This window comes from Bradyrhizobium sp. Arg816, assembly GCF_029989365.1.
Taxonomy (GTDB): Bacteria; Pseudomonadota; Alphaproteobacteria; order Rhizobiales; family Xanthobacteraceae; genus Bradyrhizobium.
The window spans coordinates 230,974-256,469 of sequence record NZ_JAPRAQ010000003.1; the positions used below are offsets into that span (position 1 = coordinate 230,974).

Annotated in this window: 27 protein-coding genes and 1 tRNA gene; 17 read left to right on the forward strand and 11 right to left on the reverse strand. The window is 65.4% G+C overall.

Going from position 1 to position 25,496, the window contains the following annotated elements; translation table 11 throughout:
- Positions 1–67: 67 nt before the first annotated feature.
- Positions 68–1,117: an ABC transporter substrate-binding protein gene (locus tag OWC48_RS09815; RefSeq protein WP_282519800.1), complete on the reverse strand. Its 1,050-nt coding sequence runs from the start codon at positions 1,115–1,117 to the stop codon at positions 68–70.
- A 227-nt stretch (positions 1,118–1,344) separates the two neighbouring features.
- On the opposite strand from OWC48_RS09815, the gene OWC48_RS09820 reads away from it, so the two are divergent.
- From OWC48_RS09820 to OWC48_RS09850, 7 genes are all read left to right on the forward strand, one after another.
- On the forward strand, positions 1,345–1,719 hold the full coding sequence (locus tag OWC48_RS09820) for a hypothetical protein (protein WP_282519801.1): 375 nt from the start codon (positions 1,345–1,347) through the stop codon (positions 1,717–1,719).
- 148 nt (positions 1,720–1,867) lie between these two features.
- Positions 1,868–2,272, forward strand: coding sequence for a phosphoribosyl-ATP diphosphatase (hisE, locus tag OWC48_RS09825; protein WP_282519802.1), 405 nt, complete (start codon positions 1,868–1,870; stop codon positions 2,270–2,272).
- Between the two features lie 133 nt (positions 2,273–2,405).
- Positions 2,406–3,008, forward strand: coding sequence for a YqaA family protein (locus OWC48_RS09830; protein WP_081369120.1), 603 nt, complete (start codon positions 2,406–2,408; stop codon positions 3,006–3,008).
- Between the two features lie 122 nt (positions 3,009–3,130).
- The gene (locus OWC48_RS09835) at positions 3,131–3,670 is read left to right on the forward strand and encodes a hypothetical protein (RefSeq protein ID WP_282519803.1); all 540 of its coding nucleotides are present in this window, start codon (positions 3,131–3,133) and stop codon (positions 3,668–3,670) included.
- Between the two features lie 27 nt (positions 3,671–3,697).
- The gene (locus OWC48_RS09840) at positions 3,698–5,098 is read left to right on the forward strand and encodes an aspartate ammonia-lyase (RefSeq protein WP_282519804.1); all 1,401 of its coding nucleotides are present in this window, start codon (positions 3,698–3,700) and stop codon (positions 5,096–5,098) included.
- A 155-nt stretch (positions 5,099–5,253) separates the two neighbouring features.
- Entirely contained in the window at positions 5,254–6,222 is a 969-nt protein-coding gene (locus tag OWC48_RS09845) for a nitronate monooxygenase family protein (RefSeq protein WP_282519805.1), read from the forward strand.
- 142 nt (positions 6,223–6,364) lie between these two features.
- Complete coding sequence (locus OWC48_RS09850) at positions 6,365–7,144, forward strand: thioesterase family protein (protein ID WP_282519806.1); 780 nt, start codon at positions 6,365–6,367, stop codon at positions 7,142–7,144.
- A gap of 415 nt (positions 7,145–7,559) precedes the next feature.
- On the opposite strand, the gene OWC48_RS09855 is transcribed toward OWC48_RS09850, so the two are convergent.
- Positions 7,560–9,122, reverse strand: coding sequence for an AMP-binding protein (locus OWC48_RS09855; RefSeq protein ID WP_282519807.1), 1,563 nt, complete (start codon positions 9,120–9,122; stop codon positions 7,560–7,562).
- A gap of 108 nt (positions 9,123–9,230) precedes the next feature.
- Between OWC48_RS09855 and OWC48_RS09860 the strand changes: the two genes are divergently transcribed.
- From OWC48_RS09860 to OWC48_RS09890, 7 genes are all read left to right on the forward strand, one after another.
- Positions 9,231–10,196, forward strand: coding sequence for a nitronate monooxygenase (locus OWC48_RS09860; RefSeq protein WP_282519808.1), 966 nt, complete (start codon positions 9,231–9,233; stop codon positions 10,194–10,196).
- 168 nt (positions 10,197–10,364) lie between these two features.
- Positions 10,365–10,613, forward strand: coding sequence for a hypothetical protein (locus OWC48_RS09865; protein WP_028147356.1), 249 nt, complete (start codon positions 10,365–10,367; stop codon positions 10,611–10,613).
- 131 nt (positions 10,614–10,744) lie between these two features.
- The gene (locus tag OWC48_RS09870) at positions 10,745–11,452 is read left to right on the forward strand and encodes a hypothetical protein (protein ID WP_063986734.1); all 708 of its coding nucleotides are present in this window, start codon (positions 10,745–10,747) and stop codon (positions 11,450–11,452) included.
- 87 nt (positions 11,453–11,539) lie between these two features.
- Positions 11,540–12,217, forward strand: a complete 678-nt coding sequence (locus OWC48_RS09875) for a hypothetical protein (protein ID WP_282519809.1) — start codon at positions 11,540–11,542, stop codon at positions 12,215–12,217.
- Positions 12,218–12,347: 130 nt separating this feature from the next.
- A complete protein-coding gene (locus OWC48_RS09880) occupies positions 12,348–12,569 on the forward strand; it encodes a hypothetical protein (protein WP_282519810.1) in 222 nt (73 codons plus the stop codon).
- 8 nt (positions 12,570–12,577) lie between these two features.
- Positions 12,578–13,045: a hypothetical protein gene (locus OWC48_RS09885; protein WP_282519811.1), complete on the forward strand. Its 468-nt coding sequence runs from the start codon at positions 12,578–12,580 to the stop codon at positions 13,043–13,045.
- Positions 13,046–13,047: 2 nt separating this feature from the next.
- Positions 13,048–14,937, forward strand: a complete 1,890-nt coding sequence (locus tag OWC48_RS09890; RefSeq protein WP_282519812.1) for a hypothetical protein — start codon at positions 13,048–13,050, stop codon at positions 14,935–14,937.
- A gap of 136 nt (positions 14,938–15,073) precedes the next feature.
- Here the strand turns inward: OWC48_RS09890 and OWC48_RS09895 are convergent, their stop codons facing one another.
- Complete coding sequence (locus OWC48_RS09895; RefSeq protein ID WP_282519813.1) at positions 15,074–15,298, reverse strand: cysteine rich repeat-containing protein; 225 nt, start codon at positions 15,296–15,298, stop codon at positions 15,074–15,076.
- Positions 15,299–15,524: 226 nt separating this feature from the next.
- On the opposite strand from OWC48_RS09895, the gene OWC48_RS09900 reads away from it, so the two are divergent.
- Positions 15,525–15,806, forward strand: a complete 282-nt coding sequence (locus OWC48_RS09900; protein ID WP_282519814.1) for a hypothetical protein — start codon at positions 15,525–15,527, stop codon at positions 15,804–15,806.
- A gap of 137 nt (positions 15,807–15,943) precedes the next feature.
- Here OWC48_RS09900 and OWC48_RS09905 read toward each other — a convergent pair whose 3' ends face one another.
- From OWC48_RS09905 to OWC48_RS09920, 4 genes are all read right to left on the reverse strand, one after another.
- Positions 15,944–17,875, reverse strand: a complete 1,932-nt coding sequence (locus OWC48_RS09905; protein WP_282519815.1) for an ATP-binding protein — start codon at positions 17,873–17,875, stop codon at positions 15,944–15,946.
- Positions 17,872–18,555 carry a response regulator transcription factor gene (locus tag OWC48_RS09910; RefSeq protein WP_282519816.1) on the reverse strand — a complete coding sequence of 228 codons (684 nt, stop codon included), beginning with the start codon at positions 18,553–18,555 and terminating at the stop codon, positions 17,872–17,874. The genes OWC48_RS09905 and OWC48_RS09910 overlap by 4 nt, the downstream gene beginning before the upstream one ends.
- A gap of 132 nt (positions 18,556–18,687) precedes the next feature.
- Positions 18,688–21,384 (reverse strand): DUF2235 domain-containing protein, encoded by a 2,697-nt coding sequence (locus OWC48_RS09915; RefSeq protein ID WP_282519817.1) that lies wholly within the window; start codon positions 21,382–21,384, stop codon positions 18,688–18,690.
- A 270-nt stretch (positions 21,385–21,654) separates the two neighbouring features.
- Positions 21,655–21,888 carry a hypothetical protein gene (locus OWC48_RS09920; protein WP_028147346.1) on the reverse strand — a complete coding sequence of 78 codons (234 nt, stop codon included), beginning with the start codon at positions 21,886–21,888 and terminating at the stop codon, positions 21,655–21,657.
- 125 nt (positions 21,889–22,013) lie between these two features.
- Between OWC48_RS09920 and OWC48_RS09925 the strand changes: the two genes are divergently transcribed.
- Positions 22,014–22,475: a DUF6314 family protein gene (locus OWC48_RS09925; protein ID WP_282519818.1), complete on the forward strand. Its 462-nt coding sequence runs from the start codon at positions 22,014–22,016 to the stop codon at positions 22,473–22,475.
- Between the two features lie 34 nt (positions 22,476–22,509).
- Here the strand turns inward: OWC48_RS09925 and OWC48_RS09930 are convergent, their stop codons facing one another.
- Entirely contained in the window at positions 22,510–22,812 is a 303-nt protein-coding gene (locus tag OWC48_RS09930) for a hypothetical protein (protein WP_282519819.1), read from the reverse strand.
- A 173-nt stretch (positions 22,813–22,985) separates the two neighbouring features.
- A tRNA-Leu gene (locus tag OWC48_RS09935) sits at positions 22,986–23,070 on the reverse strand.
- 158 nt (positions 23,071–23,228) lie between these two features.
- Here OWC48_RS09935 and OWC48_RS09940 point away from each other — a divergent pair.
- The gene (locus tag OWC48_RS09940; protein WP_282519820.1) at positions 23,229–23,771 is read left to right on the forward strand and encodes a disulfide bond formation protein B; all 543 of its coding nucleotides are present in this window, start codon (positions 23,229–23,231) and stop codon (positions 23,769–23,771) included.
- A gap of 118 nt (positions 23,772–23,889) precedes the next feature.
- Here the strand turns inward: OWC48_RS09940 and OWC48_RS09945 are convergent, their stop codons facing one another.
- Entirely contained in the window at positions 23,890–24,975 is a 1,086-nt protein-coding gene (locus OWC48_RS09945; protein ID WP_282519821.1) for an AbrB family transcriptional regulator, read from the reverse strand.
- A gap of 101 nt (positions 24,976–25,076) precedes the next feature.
- Positions 25,077–25,367, reverse strand: a complete 291-nt coding sequence (locus OWC48_RS09950; protein WP_282519822.1) for a PsiF family protein — start codon at positions 25,365–25,367, stop codon at positions 25,077–25,079.
- Between the last annotated feature and the right edge of the window lie 129 nt (positions 25,368–25,496).

Sequence of the window (25,496 nt, forward strand, 5' to 3'; positions counted from 1 at the left end):
AAACGGTGTGAGCCCATATTCTAATCAGGGATCGCCGGTGAGATACAGCGGAAGCTGCGGGTTTTGCTCAGTTGATCAGCCGTCCCGCGACCGGCGGCAGGAACCGGTCGTCGAAGATATCGCCCGCCGCCGGCCGTTTGCGGAATTTGAAATCCTGCGCGATCTGGTCGATCGAGCGGTCCAGGCGCGCCGGGTCGATGCCGCCGAGGCCGTTGCGCTTGACCTCGTCGGTCAGGATGTTGTCGATGAGCACGCTGCGCAGGCGTTCCCGCTCGAGGTCGCGGTCGCCGTCGTCGATCCGGCTCGTGGCTTCGTCCGCCGCGCGGGCCGGCTCCTTGATGGTCGCGTTGACGCCGGCGATCAATGCGCGCACGAAACCCTTCACGGCGTCGGGCTTCGCGGCGGCGAAAGCGGGGTTGGCCACCACGGCGAAGCCGTAGGCTTCGCAGCCATAGTCGGCATAGCGGAGTACCACGAGATCGCCACCGGGCACGCCGCGGTCGCGCAGGTTCACCGCCGAGAGATAGCTGAAGCCGGCGACCGCATCGACCTGGCCTGCGGAGAGGATCGGCTCGCGGACCGCGGCGCTGATCTTGTGGAATTTCACTTGTGACGCGTTGATGCCGTTCTGCTGCGCCAGCGCCGGCCACAGCCGCATCGACAGATCGCCGTCGGCGACGCCGACGGTCTTGCCGTCGAGGTCGGGCAGCAGGTGAATGCCGCGGCTCCTGCGCGCGACGATCGCGTAAGGCGCGCGATTGAACAACACGAACACGGCTTTGACCGCCGCGGCATCGTCCTTGTCGCGAAAGCGGATCAGCTCGTTGATGTCGACGAGCGCGAGCTCGCTGTCGCCCTTGGCGACGCGCGCGAGCGCCTCAGGCGATCCGGCTGCGCTATTGAAGGACACGTTGAGACGCTCGGCGCCGAAATTGCCGTCCTTCGCGGCGAGGAAGAACGGCGCCATGCTCGCATCGACGGGACGATCGAATGTGAAGTGGATCGCAGTGGACGGCGCAGCAGTCTCGGCCGCGCTGACGTCGCGCGCAGCCAGCGCGGCAAGCGAGATTGCAATGGCCAGCAGGCCGCGAAGGGCGATCGTCTTGAATGCAAACATCAGTTGCGCCGGTCCCGCATTGTTGTGGTTTCGTGACGCTCGCAGCGCCGGCCGGCGATGAGCCTGCGCGCGGCAACATGAACGGCGGATGAGCGGGGGTTGCGTCATGATCACGCAACCCCGTTCAGCTTCTGTTGGGGTTGGGGAACTCAACATGGGCTGCAGGTGTTTGAACGACATGAGCCTGTCGTCAGGCACCATTCGAGGTCCCAAGGAGGGTCCAGGACATGTTTGACAGATTTTCGGGGTTTGCCGGCCGCAAGGCCGTCCTTGCCACCGCCGCGGTGCTGGCGCTGACCGCGGTCGCCCCGACCGCCTCATACGCAGGCGGTCGCCACTGGCGCGGCGGCGGCGGCGCGGCGGCTGCCGCGGCCTTTGCCGGCATCGTCGGCACCGGGCTCGCGATCGCGGCGAGCCGTGACGCCTACGCCTATGATTACGGTCCGGGTCCGGGCTATGGCTATTACGGCGGCCCTGCCTATTACAGTGGCCCCGCCTACGGTCCTTACTACGGCCCGGGCCCGAACTACCAATATCAGCGCTATGGCGGCACGGCTCCGTCGGAGCTTTGTGGCCAGGGCTACATGCAGAACTGCTACTAGCCTTGGCTACCAAGTCCCTGGCTACCAAGTCCCTGGCTACCAAGTCTTGACCACAACGGGCCGTCGCGCTTGCCGCGGCGGCCCGTTTTTCGCTTTTATCACCGCGCGTTAACGCGCTAGCCATTGGTTTAGGGTAGTTTTGAGCACCATGAGTGATTCGCTTGAGCGGCTATATCTGGCTGTGCTCGCGGCCAGGGATCTTGATCCGGCAACATCGCGTACCGCCCGGCTGTTTCAGCGTGGGCCATCCAAAATGGCGAAGAAACTGGCCGAAGAAGCCATTGAGGTCGTCATCGACGCGGTCAATGGCGACAGCGAGGCCGTGATCCGGGAAAGCGCCGACCTGCTCTACAATCTCACGGTGCTCTGGGCCTCGGCCGGCGTGCGCCCGGAGGATGTCTGGCGCGAGATGGCGCGGCGGGAAGACATGCTCGGCATCGCCGAGAAGCTGCCGAAGTCGCCGATGAAGCTGCCCAAGGTCGCGTCACCGCGCGTCGCCGCCAGGCGGCCAATTGTCGCGCTGGAAGGGCGCGTCTCGCGCAAGCGCCACTAAAGCGCGGTGAAGCCGGAGCAAAGCGTCATCGCGCTTTAGGTTGTTGTTTGCGCGCGATCTTTCGGAAAACCGCGACACACTGTTCCAGATCACGCCAAATCGTCACAAAACTCGCGATGGACAAATCCGTCCCATGGTGCTTCATCGCGGCGCCATGCTGAAACGTATCTACGACTGGTGCATCGACGCCGCCCACAAGCCCTACGCGCTCTGGATCATGGGAGCCGTGGCTTTCGCAGAAAGCTCCTTCTTTCCGGTCCCGCCGGATGTGATGCTGATCCCGATGTCGCTAGCGCGCCCGCAGCGCGCCTGGCTCTACGCCGCGGTCTGCACCGCGACCTCGGTGGTGGGCGGTCTGCTGGGCTACGCCATCGGTGCGCTGCTGTTCGACTCGGTCGGCCATTGGCTGATCCAGGTCTATGGCCTCGGCGACAAGGTCGATGCCTTCCGCGCCTCCTATGCGGAGTGGGGCGCGGTGATCATCCTGCTCAAGGGCCTGACACCGATCCCCTACAAGCTCGTCACCATCACCTCGGGCTTTGCCGGTTACAATATCGGCCTGTTCATCCTGTGCTCGATCGTCGCGCGCGGCGGCCGCTTCTTCATCGTCGCGATCCTGCTCAACCGCTATGGCGACTGGATCCGCGTCAGGATCGAGAAGCATCTCGGTCTCTGGGTGGCGCTCGGCGCCGCCGTGCTGGTGCTCGGCTTCGTCGTCGCGGTCAAGCTGATCTAGGGAATGATCCGGACCCGAAGCGTCGCGTCAGCGCAACGCGTGAAGCGGTTCTCCGAAAAGATCATGCTTACTCGATGACCCCGCGCTTTGCCGCCGCGCCGGGTTCGGCTACGGTTGCCGTCATGATGGTTCGATCCGGCAATCCGGTCCTCCGACTGGGGACGCTGATATTTGCAGTGCTTTCGCTCCTGCTCGGTGCCGGCGGCACCGGTTGGCCGCAATCCGCGCCGCCGGCGCTCGGCTTGCAGGAGCAGGGACCGCAGAGCGCGCCGCCGCCCTCGACATCAGCACCTTCATCGCCGCCCGCGCGCGAGGAAAATCCCGGGCTGATCAACGAAATGGGCAAGCTGTTCGACAAGCTGCCCTCGATCCTGCCGCCGATCAAAAGCCCGAGCGAGACCATGAACGATCTGTCGCGGCTGGCGACGCCGTCGGCCATGGTGTCGGGGCGCATGGCCTGCCCCGCCTCGTCGAATGGCGCGCCCGACTGCAAGCAGGCCGCCGACCAGCTCTGCCAGAGCAAGGGCTACAAGGAAGGCAAGAGCCTGAACGCCGATTCCGCGGAAAAATGCTCGGCCAAGGTTCTGATCCCGGGCCGGCAACGCAAACCGGATGACTGCCGCACCGATACCTTCGTCACCAGCGCGCTGTGCCAGAACTGAGGACGTAGCGCCAGCAAAGGAGCGCCCATGAGCCGCACGGAGCAGGACTTCCTCGGACAGCGTGAGATCGCCGACGACATCTACTACGGCGTCCAGACCATCCGCGGGAAGGAGAACTTCCACATCACCGGCATTCCGATGAACCAAGAGCCTTACTTCGTGAAGGCGCTCGGTTACGTCAAGAAGGCTGCCGCGATGGCCAACCGCGACCTCGGCGCGGTCGATGCGAAAGTTGCGGACGCGATCATCCAGGGCTGCGACCGCGTCATCGCCGGCGACATGATGGATCAGTTCGTCACCGATTTCATTCAGGGCGGCGCCGGCACCTCCACCAACATGAACGCCAACGAGGTGATCGCCAATCTCGCGCTGGAATCGCTCGGCTTCGGCAAGGGCGACTACCAGCACGTCAGCCCGAACGACCATGTCAATTACGGCCAGTCGACCAACGACACCTATCCGACCGCGTTCCGGCTGGCGCTGATCCTGCGGCTCGAGAGCTACATGACGGCGCTGCGCCAGCTCCAGGAGGCCTTCTTCACCAAGGGCCGCGAGTTCGAGCGCGTCCTGAAGATGGGCCGCACGCATCTTCAGGACGCCGTGCCGATGTCGCTCGGCGCCGAATTCCGCGGTTGGGGCACCACGATCGGCGAGGAGGTCGACCGCATCTCCGAGGCGCGCGCGCTGCTGCGCGAGATCAATCTCGGCGCCACCGCGATCGGCACCTCGGTCACCGCGGCTGTCGGCTATCCAAAACTCGCGGTCCGGCATTTGAGCGCGCTGACCGGCGTCGACTTCATCCTCGCCGGTGATCTCGTCGAGGCGACCTCGGACACCGGCGCCTATGTGCAACTCTCCGGCGTGCTCAAGCGCACGGCGAGCAAGCTGACGAAAATCTGCAACGACATCCGCCTGCTGGCCTCGGGCCCGCGCGCCGGCTTCAACGAGATCAACCTGCCGCAGCTCCAGCCGGGCTCGTCGATCATGCCGGGCAAGGTCAACCCTGTCATCCCCGAGGTCGTCAACCAGACCAGCTTCCTCGTCATCGGCCTCGACACCACGGTGACGCTGGCGGCCTCGGCCGGCCAGCTTCAGCTCAACGTGATGGAGCCGGTAATCTCGTTCGCGCTGTTCTTCTCGATCCGCACCATGGAGCGCGCGGTCAACAGCCTGCGTGAGAACTGTGTCGTCGGCATCACCGCCAACGAGGAGCACACCCGCAACATGGTGCTGAACTCGCTCGGCATCGTTACGGTGCTGAAGCCGCTTCTCGGCTACAAGCAATGCGCCGAGATCGCGCGCGAGGGCTACAAGAGCGGCAAGTCGCTGCACCAGATCGTGGTGGTCGAGCGCAAGCTGCTGACGCAGGAGAAATGGGACGAGATGTTCTCGTTCGAGCGGCTGATCAATCCGGATCTGATTGGGTGATGCCGCCCGCATTTGCGCAGCGAATTCCGCATGTTGGAATTGCGGTAACGGCATCCGCCACGGCGTCAAAACGCAATACTTGACAGTGGAAAGATTGCCTTGTTGGTATGGCCTCCAGCTTTCGATTTGCTCGCCACCAAAGGATCGTTTCGCCTATGTCCATGCCTGCCTTGTTCAAGGGACGCCTGTCGATCCCCGTGATCGGTTCGCCGCTCTTCATCATCTCGGTGCCCGATCTCGTGATCGCGCAGTGCAAGGCCGGTGTGGTCGGCTCGTTTCCGTCGCTGAACGCGCGGCCGCCGGAGCTGCTCGACGAATGGCTGGCGCGGATCACCGAAGAGCTCGCGGCCTATGACCGCGCGCATCCCGACAAGCCGTCGGCGCCGTTCGCGGTGAACCAGATCGTGCACAAGTCGAACAACCGGCTCGATCACGACATGCAGCTCTGCGCCAAGTACAAGGTGCCGATGATCATCTCGTCGCTCGGCGCGCGCGAGGAGCTCAATCAGGCGGTGCACGGCTGGGGCGGCATCGTCTTCCACGACGTGATCAACCAGAAGTTCGCCCACAAGGCGATCGAGAAGGGCGCCGACGGCCTGATCCTGGTTGCGGCCGGCGCCGGCGGCCATGCCGGCACGATCTCGCCGCTGGCCTTCGTTGCAGAGACGCGAAAATGGTTCGACGGCCCGATCGCGCTGTCGGGCGCCATCGGCAACGGCAGGGCGATCCGCGCCGCGCGCATCCTCGGCGCCGACTTCGCCTATATCGGCTCGGCCTTCATTGCGACCAAGGAAGCCAACGCGGTCGAGAACTACAAGGAGATGATCGCGGGCTCGACGGCCGACGACATCGTCTACTCCAACCTCTTCACCGGCGTGCACGGCAACTATCTGAAACCTTCGATCCTCGCGGCCGGCATGGATCCGGAAAACCTGCCGACGTCCGATCCGTCCAAGATGAACTTCGGGACGGATGCCTCCGGCGAGCGCGCCAAGCCGAAAGCCTGGAAGGAGATCTGGGGTTCGGGCCAGGGCATCGGCAGCGTCGACGGCATCATCCCCGCCGCCGATCTGATCGCGCGCTTCAAGAAGGAATATGACGAGGCGATCGATCCGCCGCTCTAACCGCTCTCGTGTCCCGGACACTGCAGCGTGCAACGCTGCTGCGCAGAGCCGGGACCCATCGCTGCAGCACATGGACCCCGGCTCTGCAGCGCACCGCTTACGCGTTGCGTCCGGGTAACGCCAGCCGAGATATCGTGCAAACATGACCGCCATCTATCGCGTCGACGGCAACAACGTCGTCACCAGCCCCAATGCCGCGGGCCCGTGGGACAGGCGCATGCAGCACGGCTCGGCGCCGTCTGCGCTGGTGACGTGGGCGGCGGAACGCATTCCGACGCCGGTGCCGATGAATGTTGCGCGCGTCACCATCGACTTGATGCGCCCGGTGCCGGTGGCGCCGCTCACGATCGAGAGCGAGGTTTTGCGCGAGGGGCGCAAGATCCAGCTCTGCGAGATCAAGTTGTTCGCCGACGGCGTTCAGGTCGTCGGTGCCACCGTGCTCAAGATCAAGCGGCAATCACAGCCGTTGCCGGACGACGTCAAGGAGTTGCCGGTGACGCTGCCGTCGCCCGAGGACTCGCTGGTCGAGGATGGTCATGGCGCGACCAGTCCGTTCGCAGGCATGGTCTCGATGCGCGCCGCGCGCGGCCGCTTCGGCCAGGCCGGGGCTGGCGCGATCTGGTTTCGCCTCGACCATCCGCTGGTCGAAGGCGAAGCGGTCTCGCAGGCGATGCGCGCCGTGGTCGCCGCCGACTTTTCCAACGGCGCCGCCTCGACGCTCGACTTCCGCGCCTGGACCTACATCAATGCCGACCTCACCGTGAACCTGTCGCGCCAGCCGGTCGGCGAGTGGATCTTGCTCGACGGCGAATCCTGGATCGGTCCCGACGGCGCCGGCCTCGCGATGTCGCGGCTCGCGGATCGTCTCGGCTATTTCGGCCGTGCGGTGCAGAGTCTGGTGATCGAAAAGCGGTCAGCGTGACGGCAAGCGCCGTGATCGCTCCTTGAGCCGATTGAACGGCAGACTTCCGCCGCCGCGGAAGGGATGCCCTGGTCGCGAACCTCTTCTTGTCCGGAGGTCTCTGTTCGACGCCAGCGTCCTGCCAGTTCAGCTGCCGTAGACGATCTTGATCTCCCACAGCAGGACGATGATAGCCGTGATCAACGTGATCGCGGCCAACGCACTTTCCAAGGAAGCGACTCTCATTTGATACTCCGCTTCCCAGCCCCGTCAGCGGTCTAGTTGATTCGTTGATTCGCCTGCAATTGCGCGGACGGCGTGCCTGAAAAGTCCCTTCCGAGCTGTTGTTCGCGGGTCACAGCGACCCGTAGAACCCCGGGGTCCGGTCGCGGGAATACGTGCGGTGCTGCCTGCCACAAGTTGCAGATCGGGATGACTACCCCACCATCCGGTCTCGTCCGCTCCAGAAGCCTGCGCGCAGCACCTTCTTGTCGACCTTGCCGACGCCGGTCATCGGCAGCTGCTTGACGAACTGGATCTGCTTCGGTGCATGGGCCGAGCCCTTTCGCGTCCTCACCAGATTGATCAGCTCGTCCGGATCAGGCTTTGCCCCCTCGCGCGGCACGACGATGGCGGTGACGGCCTCGCCCCATTTCTCGTCGGGAATGCCGACGACCGCGACCATCGCGACATCCGCATGCTGCGACAGCACGTCCTCGACCTCGCGCGGAAAAATGTTGAAGCCGCCGGAGACGATCATGTCCTTCTTGCGGTCGAGGATGAACATGTAGCCGCGCTCGTCCTTGCGCGCGACGTCGCCGGTGTGGACCCAGCCATTCTTCAGCGTCTCGGCGGTGATGTCGGGCCGTTTCCAGTATTCGGCCATGACATGCGGAGCGCGCACGCAGATCTCGCCGGCTTCGCCCGTCTTCACTTCCTGGTCGTTGTCGTCAAGGATCCTGACCTCGCAGGTCGAGATCGGGAAGCCGCAGGACAGGAACAGCTCCGGCGTCCTGGGATCGTGATCAGCCTTGCGCAGCACCGAAATCGGATAGCATTCGGTCTGCCCGTAAAGCTGCGAGAACACCGGCCCGATCCGCTCGATGCCCTCGACCAGCCGGCTCGGCGACATCGCGGAAGCGCCATAGAGCACGAGTTCGAGCGAGGACAGATCGGTCTTGCTCAAGGCGGGATGATCAAGCAGCACATAGATCATGGTCGGCACGAACAGCGTGAAATTGATGCGATCGCGCGCGATCGTCGCCAGCACCGCCTCGGGATCGAAGCCTTTCAGCATGTGCACGGTGCCACCGCGCATCAGGGTCGGCACGACTTTCGTGCCGGCGACATGGCTGATCGGGGCAACCGCGAGATAGTGCGGGGTGTCCGGGATCTCGAAGTCGGCGAGGATCGCGCTAGCACCCCCGGCGTTCTCGCGGTGATAGCGCAGCGCGCCCTTGGATTTGCCGGTCGTGCCGCCGGTGTAATTCAGTGTGGAGAGATCGTCGGGGCCGGCGAAGCAATGCGCGCTGGCATGGCCCTCGATCTCGATCGCCTGCGACAGGTCGACGCCATAGTCCGCCGGTCCCGTGGTGAAGACCGCCTTGAGCCGGCTCGCACTCGCGGCAAGCTCGCCGCCGCGATCGCGGAAGGTGGCGGCATCGACCACCAGCATTTCGGCCTCGGAATCCTCGAGCTGGAAGAGCTGGTCTGCCCGCGATCCCAGCGGATGCAGCCAGGTAACGCAGAGCCTGGATAATTGCGCGGCGACGCCGGCGCACCAGGTGTCGGCGCCGTTCGCGGTGAGGAAGGCGACGCGCGCGCCGGGCTGCAATCCCAACCGCATGAACACGGCCTGGATGCGTCCGATCAGGTCGATGGTGCCCTGATAGCTCAACGATCCACCGGGCCAGGCGAAAGCGGTGCGGCCGGGATAGCGCGACAATGCCCGCAGCGTCTGCGCGCAAGTCGGGGACGATGCGTGGAGCGGATCGGACATATGTTTCCCCGTTGCTTTGTCATCGGCTTTTGACGTGCCAATGTTTGCGCGTAACGCTAGCACAGGGAAGGCGGGATGGAACGACAAAGCCCGCGCAAGGAGGCGTGAGTGGCATCCGATCGACTGCAACACTTCCGTGATCGTCTCGCTCTGCCTCTGATCGCGGCGCCGATGTTTCTGGTGTCGGGCGTCGAGCTCATGGTCGCGGCCTGTCGCAATGGCGTGATCGGCAGCTTCCCCACCGTGAATTGCCGCAGCACGGAACAGCTCGAGGCGTGGCTCACGGAGATCGAAACGCGACTGCGGCAACACGAAGATCACACGGGTCGCAAGGCCGCGCCGCTTTGCCCGAACCTGATCGTGCATCGCTCCAACGCACGGCTGGAGCAGGATCTCGCCGTGCTGCTGCGACACAGACCGGAGATCGTCATCACCTCTGTTGGATCGCCCGCGCCGGTGTTGGAGCCGCTGCACCAAGCGGGCGCGCTGGTGCTGGCGGACGTGGCCTCGATCCGCCACGCCCAGCGCGCGGCGGAAGCCGGCGCCGACGGCCTTGTGCTGCTCACCGCGGGCGCAGGCGGGCAGACCGGCTGGCTCAATCCGTTCGCGTTCGTCCGCGCGGTGCGCGCGTTCTTTGACGGCATCATCGTGCTCGCCGGAGGCATCAGCGACGGCCGCGCGCTGCACGCGGCCGAAGTGCTAGGCTGCGATCTCGGCTACATGGGCACGAAGTTCATCGCGACGCGCGAGAGCATGGCGGACGAGCGCCACAAGGACATGCTGGTCGACAGCAGCGCCGACGACATCCTGCTCACCACCGCGTTCACGGGGTTGCAGACCAGCATGCTGAAGCCGTCGATCGTGGCTGCGGGCCTCGATCCCGACGATCTGCCGGCACGTGGCGCGATCGACATCGGAAAGGACATTGACGTCGACGCGCGCGAAAACCGCCCGAAACGCTGGCGCGATATCTGGAGCGGGGGACACGCGACATCGGGTGTGACCGATGTGATGGCGGTCGACGATCTCGTGGCGCGGACCCTCGCCGAATATCGCGATGCGGGCGGGCGGTAGCCGGCGTCCTTCCCCTCGCCCCGCTTGCGGAGGAGGGAGGGGCGGCGCCGTCGCTCCCGATCACAGTTAATCGAGCGCTCCTCCGCAGCCCCGTACTTAACGGCAGATTAACCAACGCCCGCCAAGAATCCCCTCACGGCCGCCAATCAGGACCGAGAGGGACAGGCGATGGACTTCGATTTTCTCAATAGCAAGACAGCCGCGACGCTGGACGAAATCCGGGTCCGCGTGGCCCATGCTCTGGCCCGTCATCCGCTGTGCCGCAACGTGCGCTTCGACATCCTCAGCGTCCCGCGCACCCGCCGGGGCGGCAATTGGACGGTGACGCTGCAATCGGTCGAGCCGCGCGCGGTCTGGGAGGCCTCGGAGATCGTCGCCGACATCCAGGATGCCTACGACCTCGCGCTAGCTGCCTGATTTCCTTGAAATTTCAGGGCATGTCGCTGTAGTCCGCGCGATTGCCGTTACGATGGCACCGTTCGGCCTTATTTACCGCCCAGTTTCCGGGCACTGCTCACGTGGACTTGAAGCTGGGCCTGGAGAGACGTTTGTCCAAAGCCATCACCATCGTTGTGCTGACCTGTTTCCTCGTCCTGGGCGCCGCCACCACCGCCATCCTCGGCCGTGACAGCGTGCCCAGCGTCAGCGCGGAGATGATCACGCAGGCCCCGCCGCCCAAGCAGCTTTCGACAAATCGCGCCGCCAAGGCCGACCGTCTGGTCCCGACTCTGGCACTGGCCTCGGCCGCGATCGATCCGGTCCAGGTCCCGGCCGACAAGCTTTCGCAGGCGCCGGTGCTGACCGAGCCGCTGCGCCAGGCTTTTGCCGCCGCGACGCCCGCCGATTTCCCGATGCCCAAGGCGAGCGTGCATGAAGCACCTGCCGCCGCAGAGGCTCCCGTCGAAGCTCCGGCCAAGCCCAAGGTCGCCGCCAAGCCGCAGCCGCAGAAAAGCTATTCGCTGCTGTCCGACGTGCAGATCGCGGGCATCAGGGATCGCCTGAAACTGTCGTCGTCGCAGGAATATTACTGGCCCTCGGTCGAGACCGCGCTGCGCAATGTCGTCCGCAAGATCTCCGCGAACAAGCTCTCCAATCCGAACGCGCCGGGTGTGCCGATCGATCCGAACTGCGACGAGGTCCAGCAGTTGAAGTCGGCCGCAATGCCGCTGCTGTTCCAGCTGCGCGAGGATCAGAAGGAAGAAGTGCGCAAGCTCGCCCGCATCATCGGGCTTGAAAAAGTCGCGCAGCAGATTTGACGCGCAAGTTCCTCCGGGAACTGCGCCCCCCATCGGGAACATCCGGCAATCGACAAACGTTGCCCGCTCCAAAGAGGGAGTGGATCAATGCGCGCCTCGACAGCTTATTTCGTCGGTGCCGGAACGATCGTTGCCGCCATCGCCATTGGTCTCGGTGGCGGCATCGTCGCCGGCAATATCATGAATCCGGTCGCGACCAAGCAGGGGCCGGACACGAGCAAGATGGCGCAGCGCGCTGAAGCGGTCAAACCCGCGACGACGGACGCGCCTTCCGAGCGCTTGCAATACCTCACCGGCTCGCAAGCCTTCGGCGCCATGGTCGCCGCGCCGGCACAGGCTGAAGCCAAATCCGCAAAGCCCGACACGCAGGCAAGTCAAGCGAACACCGAGCCGCCAGCGCCACAGCCTTCCCAGGCGGCCGCGGCCGAGCCGCCCAAGCCGGCACCGGCATCGCCTCCGCAAGTCGCAAAGCCTGCCGAGCGGCAGGCATCGACAGAGCCGCCATCCTCACCCGACAATGCCTATGCCAAGGCCAGGGATTCCGACGTGAAGCGCGCCGCGTCCGAACGGCGCCGCATGGAGCGCCGCGAGCGCTGGGCCGAGCGCCGGCACTACGACCCCCGCGAGCCGCGCGGCATGCGCGACCGCACCGATTGGGATGACGTCGCGCGCAACATCCGCGAAGATTCCGATGCGCGTGATGTCACGAGCCGGCCGCGTAGCGGCGTGCCGCAGATCAGGCTGTTCGGGCCTGACGACGATTAGCGCCCATCCTCGCCGTCGCGCACGCGATCGTGAGCGACGGTTCGTTCTGCGGACGCGCTTGCCTCGAATTTCAACTTCCAGACGATCTCCGTTCAATGCATGATTGGCGTGGCTAGCCAAAGGCCGCGTCATGGGCGTAGCGCTGTCAGCTTGGGATCGCTTCTTCGCGCCGTACCGCGAAGGCGTCACCGTGCCGGCGCCGGTTGATAGAGCCGGCATTGCCTGGCTGCTCCACTTTCTCGCGCGACATGCGCGGAATCGCGGCTTCACCGCGCTGCAATTGTCCTCGAAGGCGGACGGCGGGGCGGCCTTCTCGACTGACCTCACTCATCTCGCATTGCAAACCTTTTAGAGGTTTCCATGTCGATACATCTGTTGTGGACGTCCGCGGACAGTCTCATCGTTGCCTTTGCACTCGCATTCATCGTTCCGCAACGGCATGTGCTGCCGCTCATTCTGATGTTCGGCGCTTGCGATGCGCTGGGTTCCGCGCTCGGCGTCACGATGCCGATCGCGGGCGGGCTCGCAGCGATCCTGTTGATCGCTTGCGGCGCATCGCTGGTGGTGCGCCACCCCATCGCGCAACGTCTCTTGAATGCGCCGGGCTGGTTCTATGTGCTGCCACCGCTGCTGGCGATCGACAATCTCGTGTCGCGCACGCCTGATGCGCCGGCCGTTGCCGCACTGTCGAGCGCGATCATGGCCGGGCTCGGCTTTGTCTGCGGAGCCGTCGTGTCGAGCGGTTGGCGCGCAGGCTCGCGCGACGTACGACCGCTTGCAGCGGCTTGCCTGATTGCGGCCGGAAGCCTCCTCGCCTACAGAGCCTGACCATGGTGGCCTCCGTCACGACCCGCAGCTACGACCGTGCCCGTACCGGTACGAACAATTCCGAGACGGTGCTGACGGCGACCGCCGTCCGCACCAGGGGCATCGTCAAACTCTTCAGCCTTCCGATCCCCGACGATCCCAGGCTCGAGGCGCAGCCGCTGGCGGTCGGCGGCGTGCACACAGCCGACGGCAAGACCCGCGACCTGATCTTCCAGGCCAGCATGGGCAATTGGGTCTATGCATTCGACGCTGTGACCGGCGAGAAGATCTGGGCGACCAACCTCGGACGTCCCATCGTCGGAACGAGGGCCATCGACGGCCACATGACCAACGTCCATTGGGGCATTCTCTCGACCCCGGTGATCGACGAGGGGGCGGGCATTCTGTATGCCTGCGCCTGGATCAGCGACGACGGCAGCGTGGCCAAGGGGCAGCATTTCCTCGCGGCGCTGCGGATCCGCGACGGCTCGAAGGTTCACGGGCTGCTGAACCTGGAGGGCGCGGTCTACACGCCGCCGAACGGCCTGCCGGTGCAGAAATTCGTCTCGGCCCAACGCAAGCAGCGCAGCGCCCTGACGCTGACGCGGAACCACGTGCTGATTCCCTTCGGCACGATCGCCGAGACGTCGAAGACGGCGCGCGGCTGGCTGCTCGCGGTCGACGTCCATGCCTGGCGGCTCGCAGCGTCGTGGTGCTCCACCGTCACCGGCTCCGGCGGCGGGCTGTGGCAGAGCGGGGCCGGCCCGGCCCTCGCTCCTGACGGTTCAATCTACGTCATCACCGGCAATGGAGCGTTCTCGCCGCAGCATGGCGACTTCGGCGAGAGCATCGTGCGGCTCGCCTTGCACACAGGAAACAATGCGCATTTCGAGGTCATGTCGTGGTGGGCGCCATGGACCGACGCCAACCGGGTCGGCGCGGCCGCGGACGCAGCAGCCGACGATGACGACAATGACGAACCGGCGTTGCCGTCGAACGTTTACCTGCCCTCCGTGATCGCGCATGCAAGGCGCATGGGAATGCCACTGAAGCCGCGGTATGCGCGCGAGATGCCGCATGTCGCGGTCACCTCGGGTCGCAGTGCAACCGATGCGCAGATCGCGCCGGTCGTGGCGCATCACATGGAGGCGATGAACGAGTCGATGTGGGGCGACCAGGATTTCGGCTCCGGCGGTCCGGTCTATGTCGCCTCCGCCCATGCCATTCTGGCCGCGGGCAAGGACGGCATCCTCTACACCGGCAATGCCAATGCGCTCGGCAAGACCCAGCCGGGCGAACTTGCGGCCGGCCATTTCGCGGCGAATTACAATAGGCTTCTCATGCCGCCGATCCTGTACACATATTTCGATCCCGCCGTGCCGCCGGCGCCGGCGTCACCGACGGAGCTGAACCTGTTTCCCGGCGGCGCGACGCGGCATCTGCATGGCACGCCGCTGCTGTTCCAGTCCGCCACCCACGGCACCATGCATTTCGTCGGCGGCGAGAACAGCGCCTTGCGGGCCTGGTCGATTGCGGCCGACGGGAGAACGACCTATCTCGCCGGGGGCAACGAGATCGCTTCGCCGCAATCGCCGCGTCCGCCGGGCGGCATGCCCGGCTGGGGCATCACGCTTGCCGCCAACAACGGCACCGATGGCATCATCGTGGCGATGGTGCCCTATCAGGACAGCAACATGATTCTCAGTCCGGGCCGCTTCCTGGTCTATGACGCGCAGAATTTCGCCACCAATCCGGATGGCTCCAAGCGGCTCCAGGTGATCTGGGACAGCGAGGACTGGGGGCCGGAGCACGCCTTCATGCATCCCAAGTTCAACCGTCCGATCGTCTGGAAAGGCCGCATCTATCGCCCGACTTATGACGGCCGCATCGATGTCTATGGCCTGACGAACTAGCTGCTGTCCCTCTCCCTTCTTCGCGGGAGAGGGTGGCTCGCGGCAGAGCGTCTCTGCTCTTGGTGCGTCGAAGCAACTCTCATCCGCCTTGCCATTGGCAAGGCACCTTCTCCCACAGGACAGGGGGGGAAGAAGATCACCTGCCGTGCGACTCCACCACCTTGCGGCAAGCATCCGAGAGCTTTGTCTTGTTCTCGCGCAGGCAGGCATTCATCTGCGGCGGCTTGCCGATATGTTCGGCGCAGTATTTGCCGGCGTCGCTGCGGCAGGCCATCTGCTCCTGCGGCGTCGGACCGGATTGCGCAGCGGCGGGCAGGATGGCGGCAGCGAGCAGCAGCGCGGCAAGAACTGAAGTCTTCATGAAGCACCTCTTTGGGATTGTGACGGGTCCCGCTGGGATCGGGTGAGCCGGACCATCTCGCGAAGGCCCGTTGCCGGTCCATGCCATGTTCATGGCATCGGCTCGCTCGGCGCACCCCCATCTTCATGGCATGTATCCGCGCGCCGTCTTTTGCCATTCAGGCTGCACGTCGGCTGCGAAACCCGGTGATTGCATCGGGGCGCCGAACGGGAAGCAGGAGAGCAAGATGTCGAAAAAAGTGGGAGCGCTGAGCGCCGGGCTGACGGTCATGATGCTCGCGGGCGCGGCGATGGTGTCGCTGGGCACGAGCCCGGCGCAGGCGCTGGTCTATTGCAAGACGGTCGGCGTGCCGAAGGGCTGCGTGGTGCGGCCGACCGGGGCGGTGGTGGTCGCGCCGGCCGCCGCGGTCGCGGTGGCGACGCCCGGAGTCGGCGCGCCCGGCGTCGGCGTTCGTGCGGGAACGCCGATGAATCGCGGCGGCCCGGTCAATCGCGTCGGCGTGCGCTGACGATCTCGTTTGATTGAGTTGATTGCATCGCTTCGGGCGAAAGGATGGCTTGCGGACGAACCCCCCGTCCTCCGCATGACGATCATCCGGCCCGTTCCCTCTCTCCGTGCGTCCCACACGCTCGGGGAGGGGGCTTTTCAGCCCGTGGCGGCGGCGTCGCTATCGGGAAAGGTTTTCGGCAGTTGCAGCCGTACGCGCGTGCCCGAGGCATCCGAGGCCAGATCCAGCAACGCGCCGCAGCGCGCGGCGCGGCTTCGCATGTTGCGCAGACCCCGCGCGGTCTGGCCCGCATTGCCGGCTTCGCCGTTGCCGGACAGGGCAAAGCCCTTGCCGTCGTCGGCGACGCTGATCATGCCACGCGATCCTTGGCCGCTCTCTTGGCCATCGTCGAGCGTCTCGATGGTCACAACGATATGGCGCGCCTGCGCATGCTTGACCGCGTTGGTCACGGCCTCGTCGAGGATGCGCACGATCTGGATGACGTGCCATGGCCGCAGTTCAGGATGCAGCGGCAGGCCCTGTGGCGTCGCCACGTGCCATCCGAGGGCGACGTCGTGCGGCCGCAATTGTGCCGTCGCGCGCTCGCGCCAGGAGCCGAGCGCTAGCATCAGGTCGCCGCCGATGTCGTCCATGGAATCGATGACGAGGCGCAGATCCTTCAACGCGGCGCGCGCAGCGTCCGTGATGCCTGAGCTCTCGTGTCCACGCTCGGAAAGCGCGACGATGCTGACGAGCTGGCCGCCGAGGCCGTCATGCAGGTCGCGCATCAGCCGCGTGCGCTCGTTGGCGAGTGCGGCGGCCCGCGCGCGCTCCTCCTCGCGCGCAAAGCTCGCCTTCAGCCGCTCCTCCGCCTCGCGCACGCGCGTCACGAGCTGGCTGGCAAAACTGTCGACCTGGTTCAGGGCGCGGGCGAAGCGCCAGGTCAGCCCGGCGCCGATCGCGACCAGCATCGCCGAATAGGACAGGCGCGAGACAAAGATGCGCTCGTTGGTCATGATCTCGAACACCGACAGCATGTCGTGGACCCAGCAGGTCAGCACGATGGTCACTGCGCAGCCAAGCGTGAAGCTTGCGGCGTCCTGCCTCCGCACCACTTGTGTCGCCGTGATGCTGGCCATCAGCAACAGACAGACGCCGACCATGGGAATGCCAAGGACCAGGAAGAGAATGCGCGGCAGCGGCGGGCCGCCCACCAGTCCGACCGCGAACACCACGATGCCCGGCACGAACAGCAGCGCGCCATAGCGCGGCCAGTGCCAACCAAAGAACAGCAGGGCGAAGACGACGATCAGCGCGCTTTCCGTCGGCGCCGACGCCAGCAGCACGGCGGCCAGCCGCGATGTCGTGGCCGGCGGCACCGGCGGCGGCACGAACGCCTGCACCACGCCGAGCACCATCGCCACCGCCAGCACGCCATAGACCGGCTCGCGGCGCCGCATCAGCCACATGATAGCGAGGATGACGGCGAGGATCGATTGCCAGGCGGAGAACACCACGGGCAGCGTGACGAACAGCAATGTGCGAGTCTCGTAGGACGGACGCAGGGCAGCATCCGGCCCGACATAGACGGTATCGAGAAAGCCCTTCAGCGGTCCCCAGACGAACAGCCGCAGCGCGATCTCGTTGTCGCCGTCATGCAGCAGCGAGGCGGGGATGAGCGCGATCTGCGGCGTGTTGCGGTCTGGCCGGTTGGCGTTGGCATCGCGGCGGGAGTCGAGCACGACGACGCCGTTGACGGCGACCTCCACCGCGTTGCTGAAGCGCGGCAGGAATACGGACCATCCGGCATCGCCGTTTCTGAAAGTGAAGGTGCCGGTGTAGAGCGGAGGATCCGACAGCGAATAGCGCGACGACGTGAAATGGGGCAGCGCCACGGGACGGCTCGCGCCGTCCTCCCGCAGCGAAAATCCGCTCACTGCGAAATCGTCGGGGTCGCTGGGCTGGAGCAGCCGCAGCCCCAGGATGGTGACGATCACGATCAAGACCTGGAGCAGCAGATAAGGCACCAGGCGCGCCGCGATCAGCCGGCGCCGCGGTCGCGCGGGGGCCCTCGCCGCAATCTCGCTCACAGCTTGATCAGGCCCTGCTGCACCGCCTCGAACACCGCTTCACTGCGCGTGTGCACTTCGAGCTTGCGATAGATGTTCTTGATGTGGCCGGGCACGGTCTGTCTGGACAGGCCGAGATGGCTCGCGATCTCGGCGTAGCTGAAACCCTTTGCGATGCCCCAGAGGATATCGATCTCGCGCGGCGTGAGTCGCGCGGTGTTGAGCACGGGCCCCCGCGGCGGCTCGGCCGAACTCGGCGCGGCGCCTTGCGTTCTGCGTACGATGAAACGGGCGATCGAGGCCGAGATCGGCGAATGGCCGGCGACCAGATCGCGCACGGTGGTGGCGATGTCGGTCGGGAAGGCGTCCTTCAGGAGATAGCCGGTGGCGCCGACGGCGATCGCCGAGATCACGCTCTCCTCGTCGCCGAGCGCCGAGATCACCATGATCTCGGTGTCGGGAAAGCGCTGCCGGGTCTCGCGGATCAGCTCGATGCCATGGCCGTCGGGCAGCCGCAGATCGGTCAGCAGCACGCGCGGCGCGCCGCCGTTCAGGGTCTGGCGCGCCTCGCCGAGCGTGGCTGCGCTGCGCACCTTGTAGCCGGCCTTGACCGGCGCATCCTGGAGCCGCCAGCAGGTCGGCGCGTCGTCCTCGACGAGGAGGATGGTGATGGCCTCACCCGTCTCGCCCTGTTCGCTCATGTTCGTCGTCCCGCACCGCGTGTCCCCCGCGGCGCGAGGCCAAGTTTAGCCGCGGCGCGGACGCCGCGACACCCATAATCATGGGGGCGGCAAGGCGGTGTTCGACGCGACTGGCTGCGACGACGGTCGCGGCTAGTTCGTCGGTGGCGGGGCTGGCAGGCGCTGGACCCGGATCGTCGCCGTACCGCTGTTGTTGTTGTAGAACTGGACGCGTGGCCCCTGCAGGGGAACGAGCCACCGCGGCGTATACCGCAACGGTACGACTTGCGGGAAGAGCTGGACGGCGTCGTTGACGTAGAAGAACAGCTCGCCCGCCTCGGGCGCCACGAACTCGGCAACGAGCAGATCGGACAATCCCTGACTGCGCCATAGGGCACGTGCTGCGGGCAGCGCTTCAGGGGGGATCGGCTCGAAATCTCCGAATGGACGCCAGACTCGCCTCAACTCGCTGTCCGGTTTCCTGAACTCCGCGGAGTCCTCGACATGGATGGGGTAATTGTCCTTGGAGTTGTCCTCATACGCCGGCACGGTCGCGTTGACCCGACGCGGCAACTCGTCGGCCGGGATAGTGTTGACGGCAAGCAGCGGCAGATTGTTCGATCCCTTGGCGCCGACCCGCACGATCGGCTGGAACCAGTCTGCGCCGTAGAGCCGCAGGATCGGCACCGCCGAGCGATGGGTCAGATCCGGCGGGGTCTTGAAGCCGTTCAGGCCGGTCATGATGGTGCGGTCGAACCAGGGATCGGCCATTTGAATCCAGACGCGATATTTGCGCCCCTTCTCGACCGCGAGCCTGCTCGCCCAGCAAAAATCGCTGACGTCGAACAACTCGCCGTCGCGGGCCGTCACCGACACGTCACCGACCGCGCGTGCAGATTTGCTGCTGACGCAAATGTCGCCGGTGCCTTCGCTCCAGTCGAGATAGCTGCGGGACACCAGCAGCAGCGCGGAACCAAAAATGGCGACGAGGAAAATGCCCGGCAGCAGGACGTTGGTGAATGCCATGCGCACCGGCCACGCGTGCAGTCGCATCCAGCGTCCAATTGCGAGTAGCCAGCCTGACTTGCTCACCCGGCGTCTGGAGGCCTTCCGGTCGGGCCGGTACCAAGCTAGCCGCGCGCGCTCCTGAATGCTGTCGCGCAGGGCCGCGTTCCTGTTCCAGGCGATGAGGATGACAACGACAAGAACCGTGGTGAGGAAGGGATAATAGAGAGCGATGGCAACCCATGGCGCCGCATAGGACGGCAGGACGCTCCCGAGCAGGTCGGCGAGCGGCTTGACGACCGTGCCCGTGCCGTTGTCGAACGCCGTGATCCATTTGAGCAGCGTGGTATCTTCGAGGCCGTGCTCCTTGGACGACCCCACCACCGTGCGCGCGATCCAGGGCCATGACACCAATATGCCAAGCGCGATGACCAGTGAGAAATAGGCCACGCGGCGCCACCATACGGTGTCGAGCACCTGCCTGGCCATCTCGGCATCGGGCGGACTCATCTCCGTGAATGCGTCGGCCTCGGCCGCCTTTTGCGGATCGCCGGTCCTTTCCGCGTAGGCGGATCTCATGGCCTTGCGTGTCTCGTCCTTGGTGAGCGGCAGTACCTCCCCGGTCGGCAGCAGGACCCTGGCATTCGCCGGAAGCATCAGCGGCGCGTAATTGTCACATCCGTGCAGCATGCGTTCGACGACGGCGAAGTGCACCACCGGCGATCCGCCATCTTCGATCCGGTCTCCAATCGGTCGCGGGCCGTAGCGGTACAGCACCGCGGCGCCGCCGCGTGAGTCGTGCATCGGGCCGATTGCCGACTGGTATTCGCGGAAGCGATCGATCGTCCCATCTTGGAAGCGGAGCTGGTTGCCGAGTTGCTCGACCATCCAAACCAGCGGCACGAAGGACAGGGTGGATTCTGGATAGCCGCCCCCGATGTCGGAATGAACGCCCGCGAACCATACCTCCTTGACGACTTGACCCGCGGGAAGATCGCTTTGGTCGATCCGCAGCGGGTGAAAAGTGGTGCGTTCGTCGTCTAGCGCCAGTGCATGACAGGCGTGCTTGACCGTCTTCGATAGGCGGTGGTTACGGAAGGAGATCGGCCAGATTGCCCAGTCGATCGCGAGGCGGAGCTCCTCGACCGGGACGCCGAACGCCTCGACTGTGTCGAACAGTCCGAGGAATTCGATCTCGACGTGCTTGCGGCCGTCCATCGCTTCGCGGACCTTGGCATAGGAGCGATGGCCAAGGACGAGGTGATAGAGATAGATCAGGATGTCGCGGATCCAGCGGACGATCCAGATTGTCGGCAGGCTGCAATAGCCCACCGACTTCTTGCGATACTCGCGCCAGGCAGCCATCGTGTTGCGCTGCATTTCCGCATGCGACACCGCAACCTTGTCGATCTCCGCCGGCACCAACCCCTGGCTCGCGATCAGCGCCGCCAGTGTGCGCGCGGTGAAGGCGCCGCGGCTGAAGCCGAAGATGTAGATCTCGTCGCCCTCGCGCCAGTTCCAGCACAGGAAGCGGTAGAGCTTGCGGACATTGGAGGGAACGCCGATGCCGGTGGCGCCGTCGATGGCCGCGAGCGGCGCCCAGCCGGCGGTGCCGACGCCCTTGATGTAATGCGCGATCTGGTCGGGCTGGGTGTGGTCGAGCGCTTCATAGAGACGCCAGACGCTGGATTCCTGGGCGGTGAACGCGTTACCCGTGCCGTCGGCGAACAGCACGAGCTTGCGCTTCGACAGGGTGGCGGCAGTCCTCCCGCCCGCGCTAGCATCGTCATGGGTGTGCTTGGATCTGGCAGAATCGCTGTTCTGCGCGCCATCATGGTGGGTCATGGGGCCGCCCCTCTGGCAATCGACGGTGAAGCACTTCAGGCCGGCGCCGTTCAGCACTCCACGATTTCAATCAATGGTTGCGTTATGAAAAACAGGTGCATTCTGTGCATAATCCCGTTGAGGTAGCAAGCGAGATCGCGTCGCCACGCGGCAGTGAAGCGCCGCGGGATAATGGTCGCGGATAACCCGGCGAGCGGGGAGAGGCCGGTGTTTCAGTCTCTACTTGCCATTGCCACGGCGCGCGCCAGCGGGATTCGCGCAACCGCGAGGCTACGGGATTTCAACCCGCGGCGGCGGATAGCGCCGCGCCAGCGCCGACAGCGGCAGGTGCCGTTCGCCTTCCGGCAGCTCCAGAAAGGCCAGCACCTGCGGCCGCTTCCAGTCGCCGATGCCGAAATCCATCGCCGTCCATTTCTGCGGCTCGGGGCCTTCGAGGCCCCGGACCCAGACGAAATAGCGGGGGAGGTCGTCGGCGTCCGCTTCCGTCGTGCGTCTCCTGGCCATCGAAGCTGCTCACTGCATCACCATTTCGCTGCGATAGGATATAGATATCGGCTCGCCGAAGTCGAACTCCCGGCTGCGGGTCCCGTGAGGCTGGACCGGCTGGTTAATTGCGCAGGTCGGAAGATATGAATGAAGCGATGATCGACGGCTGGGGTGGCGCCTCGGACGTCACGAGAAGCCTGATCGGCTCGTGGTCCTTCAACCGTGTCATCGAAGGCCAGGCTACGATGCAGGGTATCGCGACCTTCACGCCCCTGGACGGGGGGCGGCTGGCTTATCGCGAGCAGGGATATCTGAAGCTCGCTAACGGCACCACGGTGGAAGCCGAACGCGAATACGTCTTCAGCAACAGCGACGGAGGATTCAAGGTCTTCTTCAAGGAGGATCAGCCGCGGCTGTTTCACGAGATTTCACTGTCCGCATCTTCCGGAGGAGAGCTGAGCGGACGTGCGCGCCATCTTTGCAAGCACGACGACTATCAGTCGGCCTACAAGTTTCGGCCGGATGGAACGTTCGTCGTCCGTCATGTCGTATCGGGTCCGAGCAAGGACTACACGATGAACACGACCTACACGCGTCTCCCGTGATCACGCCGGCGCGATGGCGACGGCGTGCCGCCTCTCACCGCCAGAGCTCACTCTCCGCCACGCGGTTGATGTCGGCGAGCCGGCGGTCGGCGTCGGCGTTCAGGTCGATGCTGGCCACCAGCGTCAGCAGGCGGTGATAGGCGCCGTCGGCGATTTCGACCGGCAGCGGGGCCTCGTCAAAGGCCTCGACATAGCTGCCGACGAGGCCGCTCAACAGGCGGCAAAGACCGCGCTGGGCGGGATCGTCCCGGCCGAGCGTCTCGAGCTTTTGCTGAAATGTCCGGAAGGTGCGCAGGCCGTGGTGCTGTTGCGAAAGCCACGTATGCAGGTCGTTCATGTGAGCTCCTTCGAGTTACAGAAGAAGCTACCGGTTTATACAGGTGGGATGTGACGATTGGAAGGGGAGGGGAAGATTCAGGCAGTCCGTCTTCGCCAAGAGGCTTCGCCGGACACGCTTCGCCCTTTCGGTTCGGCGTGGCTGCGCCACGCGAAGCCCGAAAGGGCGAAGCGTGGTGCCCCTGGCCGGAATCGAACCAGCACTCCTTGCGGAACTCGATTTTGAGTCGAGCGCGTCTACCAATTCCGCCACAGGGGCTCCCGGTCGGCCCCTGGAAAAGGGCCTCGCAAAGCGGGCGGACTATAGCCATGGACTGGGCAGGGTCAACCCGCGCCAAAGTGATCCCGGCCGTTCTCGACAGCCGCCTGGGCCGGGGTTAGAGGCTTAAGAAAGCGACCCATCCGAGAGAGGCTGCCGTGACGACCCAGAGTGCCGCAATACCTGCATTCAGGCCGGCTGCGACCGGTCCCGCGCTGACCGCCTCGGTGCTCGTCACGCTGATTGCCGCCGCGACCATCGCCGGCGCCTGGTTCTTCCAGCTCGTGCTGGAGATCCTGCCCTGTCCGCTGTGCCTGGAGCAGCGCTACGCCTATTATCTCGCGATCCCGGTCGGTGTGCTCACGGCGCTTGCGGCGCGGAGCGGGGCGCCGCGCCCGCTGCTGCTCGCGGGCCTTGCGATCCTCGCGCTGGCGACACTCGCCAATGCCGGCCTCGGCACCTACCACTCCGGCGTCGAATGGGGTTTCTGGAAGGGCCCGACCGATTGCTCTGGTCCCGTCATCAATCTCGGCAATGCCGCCGATCTGCTGTCCAAGCTCGATACCGTGAAGGTGGTGCGCTGCGACGAGGTGCAGTGGCGCTTCCTCGGCCTCTCGCTCGCCGGCTACAACGTGCTGATCTCGCTGCTGATGGCCGCGATCGCGGCGTGGGGATTTGCGAAGACGACGAAGCGCGCGTAGCTGCCGTAGGGTGGGCAAAGGCGCGCTCTTTGCGCGCCGTGCCCACCATTCATCAACATTCACGCCAGTTGTTGGTGGGCACGCTGCGCTTTGCCCACCCTACGGGAGCCGTGTCCGCTCAATCATCCACATCGTCCTGCGTGCGGCCGAACAGGTGCACGATGCCCGGGGTCGCGATCGTCACGAAGACGAAGCGCGACAAATGATGGGCGCCGACGAAGATCGGGTCGATGTGCAGGGTGAGCGCGAGCGCCAGCATCGCGTCCATCGCGCCCGGCGCGAAGGCGACGACGACATCCGATAATTTCACCTGCGTGGTGAGCGCGACGACGCCGACGAAGATGGCGGAGACGGCGATAGCCACGGCAAACGAGCCCAGCGCCGCATGGATGTGGCCGGCGAGTGTCTTGATCCGCATCCGCGCGAAACGGCTGCCGATCAGCGCGCCGATGCCGATCAGCGCCACGCCGCGCACCCAGTTCGGCAGGCCGCCCTCGACCCAGCCTGCGCCATGCAGCACGCTGGAGGCGATCATCGCGCCGAACATCCAGCTCGCCGGAAACTTGATCAGCCGCAGCAGCAGCGCCGCGGCCAGCGAGGCCGCGACCAGCTCCACGAGCTCGAGCGGCGAGGCGATCGTCGTCGTCAGCGACGGCGCGACGGAGGGTGCCACGCCCGCGAACGCGAGCACCATCGGCAGCGCCGCGGTGAGGATGATGACGCGCATGGTCTGCACCACCGCGATGCCGGGCAGGTCGGCGCCGCGCTCGACCGCCAGGATCGTGATCTGCGACAGCGCCCCTGGGCTGCCGGCGAGAAAGGCCGAGGTGCGGTCCCAGCCATGGATGCGCTGGAGGTAATAGCTCGAGCCGAAGGTCGAGCAGAAGGTGGCGAGCGCAAGCAGCCCGATGGTGAGGGGATAGGCGCTGACCTGTTGCAGCAGATGGCGCGAGACGACCGAGCCCAGTGAAATGCCGAGCAGCACCAGCACGGTCTGGGTCAGGATCGGCGGCAGTGCCAGCTGGCGGCCGGCGATCGCGGCGATCCCGACCGCGATCATCGAGCCCGAGATCAGTCCCCCGGGAAGTCCGGCGACCAGAAACACGAGGCCGCCGGCGGTGCCGATGACGAGCGTCTCCACCGTGCTCAAGATCTTGGCACGGCTTGGCCATTCGAACGGCAGGGAGGCGGTGATTTGCTTCACACCACCTTATCGCAAATCAGCGAGAGGCACACAATTGCAGCCTCGTCATGCCGCAATGCGCGCGCCTCTCACGGACGCTCGCGAACCGTAGTGTGACGGATTTACTTCTTGTCGGCGGCGGCGGGGGCGGCGGTGCTGGCCTTCGCTTCCTTCATGCACTCACGGCGAAATTTTTTGCGCTCCTTGCCCTTCAGCGCCTTGGCGTCCGCTTGCTTGGAGCATTCGAGCGACTCCGCCGAGCGCTCCTTCGACGCCTTCTTGTCGGCGGGGGCGGCGGCAGTTGTGGTCTTGGCGTCGGTCTTGGCAGCCGGCGCGGCGGTCTGCGCGAAGGCGGTGCCGGTGGCGAGCAGGGAGGTCAGGGCGACGATGGCGAGGCGAGACGTGAAGGTCATGGTGGTGCACTCTTGCGAGATTGCGGAGGGTTGGGAACGTCGGCTCGCCTTGCTGAACGCGACATGAATAATCCGAGCCGGGGGGATCACTATATTTTGGCGGCAGGAGCCATCGCTTCCTTGTCGCGG

What these genes read in the sequence shown, in the direction of transcription:
- OWC48_RS09815 (WP_282519800.1), bottom strand. Translation starts at nt 1,117, where the DNA reads ATGTTTGCATTCAAGACGATCGCCCTTCGCGGCCTGCTGGCCATTGCA.
- OWC48_RS09820 (WP_282519801.1), top strand. Translation starts at nt 1,345, where the DNA reads ATGTTTGACAGATTTTCGGGGTTTGCCGGCCGCAAGGCCGTCCTTGCC.
- hisE (WP_282519802.1), top strand. Translation starts at nt 1,868, where the DNA reads ATGAGTGATTCGCTTGAGCGGCTATATCTGGCTGTGCTCGCGGCCAGG.
- OWC48_RS09830 (WP_081369120.1), top strand. Translation starts at nt 2,406, where the DNA reads ATGGTGCTTCATCGCGGCGCCATGCTGAAACGTATCTACGACTGGTGC.
- OWC48_RS09835 (WP_282519803.1), top strand. Translation starts at nt 3,131, where the DNA reads ATGATGGTTCGATCCGGCAATCCGGTCCTCCGACTGGGGACGCTGATA.
- OWC48_RS09840 (WP_282519804.1), top strand. Translation starts at nt 3,698, where the DNA reads ATGAGCCGCACGGAGCAGGACTTCCTCGGACAGCGTGAGATCGCCGAC.
- OWC48_RS09845 (WP_282519805.1), top strand. Translation starts at nt 5,254, where the DNA reads ATGTCCATGCCTGCCTTGTTCAAGGGACGCCTGTCGATCCCCGTGATC.
- OWC48_RS09850 (WP_282519806.1), top strand. Translation starts at nt 6,365, where the DNA reads ATGACCGCCATCTATCGCGTCGACGGCAACAACGTCGTCACCAGCCCC.
- OWC48_RS09855 (WP_282519807.1), bottom strand. Translation starts at nt 9,122, where the DNA reads ATGTCCGATCCGCTCCACGCATCGTCCCCGACTTGCGCGCAGACGCTG.
- OWC48_RS09865 (WP_028147356.1), top strand. Translation starts at nt 10,365, where the DNA reads ATGGACTTCGATTTTCTCAATAGCAAGACAGCCGCGACGCTGGACGAA.
- OWC48_RS09875 (WP_282519809.1), top strand. Translation starts at nt 11,540, where the DNA reads ATGCGCGCCTCGACAGCTTATTTCGTCGGTGCCGGAACGATCGTTGCC.
- OWC48_RS09880 (WP_282519810.1), top strand. Translation starts at nt 12,348, where the DNA reads ATGGGCGTAGCGCTGTCAGCTTGGGATCGCTTCTTCGCGCCGTACCGC.
- OWC48_RS09885 (WP_282519811.1), top strand. Translation starts at nt 12,578, where the DNA reads ATGTCGATACATCTGTTGTGGACGTCCGCGGACAGTCTCATCGTTGCC.
- OWC48_RS09890 (WP_282519812.1), top strand. Translation starts at nt 13,048, where the DNA reads ATGGTGGCCTCCGTCACGACCCGCAGCTACGACCGTGCCCGTACCGGT.
- OWC48_RS09895 (WP_282519813.1), bottom strand. Translation starts at nt 15,298, where the DNA reads ATGAAGACTTCAGTTCTTGCCGCGCTGCTGCTCGCTGCCGCCATCCTG.
- OWC48_RS09900 (WP_282519814.1), top strand. Translation starts at nt 15,525, where the DNA reads ATGTCGAAAAAAGTGGGAGCGCTGAGCGCCGGGCTGACGGTCATGATG.
- OWC48_RS09910 (WP_282519816.1), bottom strand. Translation starts at nt 18,555, where the DNA reads ATGAGCGAACAGGGCGAGACGGGTGAGGCCATCACCATCCTCCTCGTC.
- OWC48_RS09915 (WP_282519817.1), bottom strand. Translation starts at nt 21,384, where the DNA reads ATGACCCACCATGATGGCGCGCAGAACAGCGATTCTGCCAGATCCAAG.
- OWC48_RS09920 (WP_028147346.1), bottom strand. Translation starts at nt 21,888, where the DNA reads ATGGCCAGGAGACGCACGACGGAAGCGGACGCCGACGACCTCCCCCGC.
- OWC48_RS09925 (WP_282519818.1), top strand. Translation starts at nt 22,014, where the DNA reads ATGAATGAAGCGATGATCGACGGCTGGGGTGGCGCCTCGGACGTCACG.
- OWC48_RS09930 (WP_282519819.1), bottom strand. Translation starts at nt 22,812, where the DNA reads ATGAACGACCTGCATACGTGGCTTTCGCAACAGCACCACGGCCTGCGC.
- OWC48_RS09950 (WP_282519822.1), bottom strand. Translation starts at nt 25,367, where the DNA reads ATGACCTTCACGTCTCGCCTCGCCATCGTCGCCCTGACCTCCCTGCTC.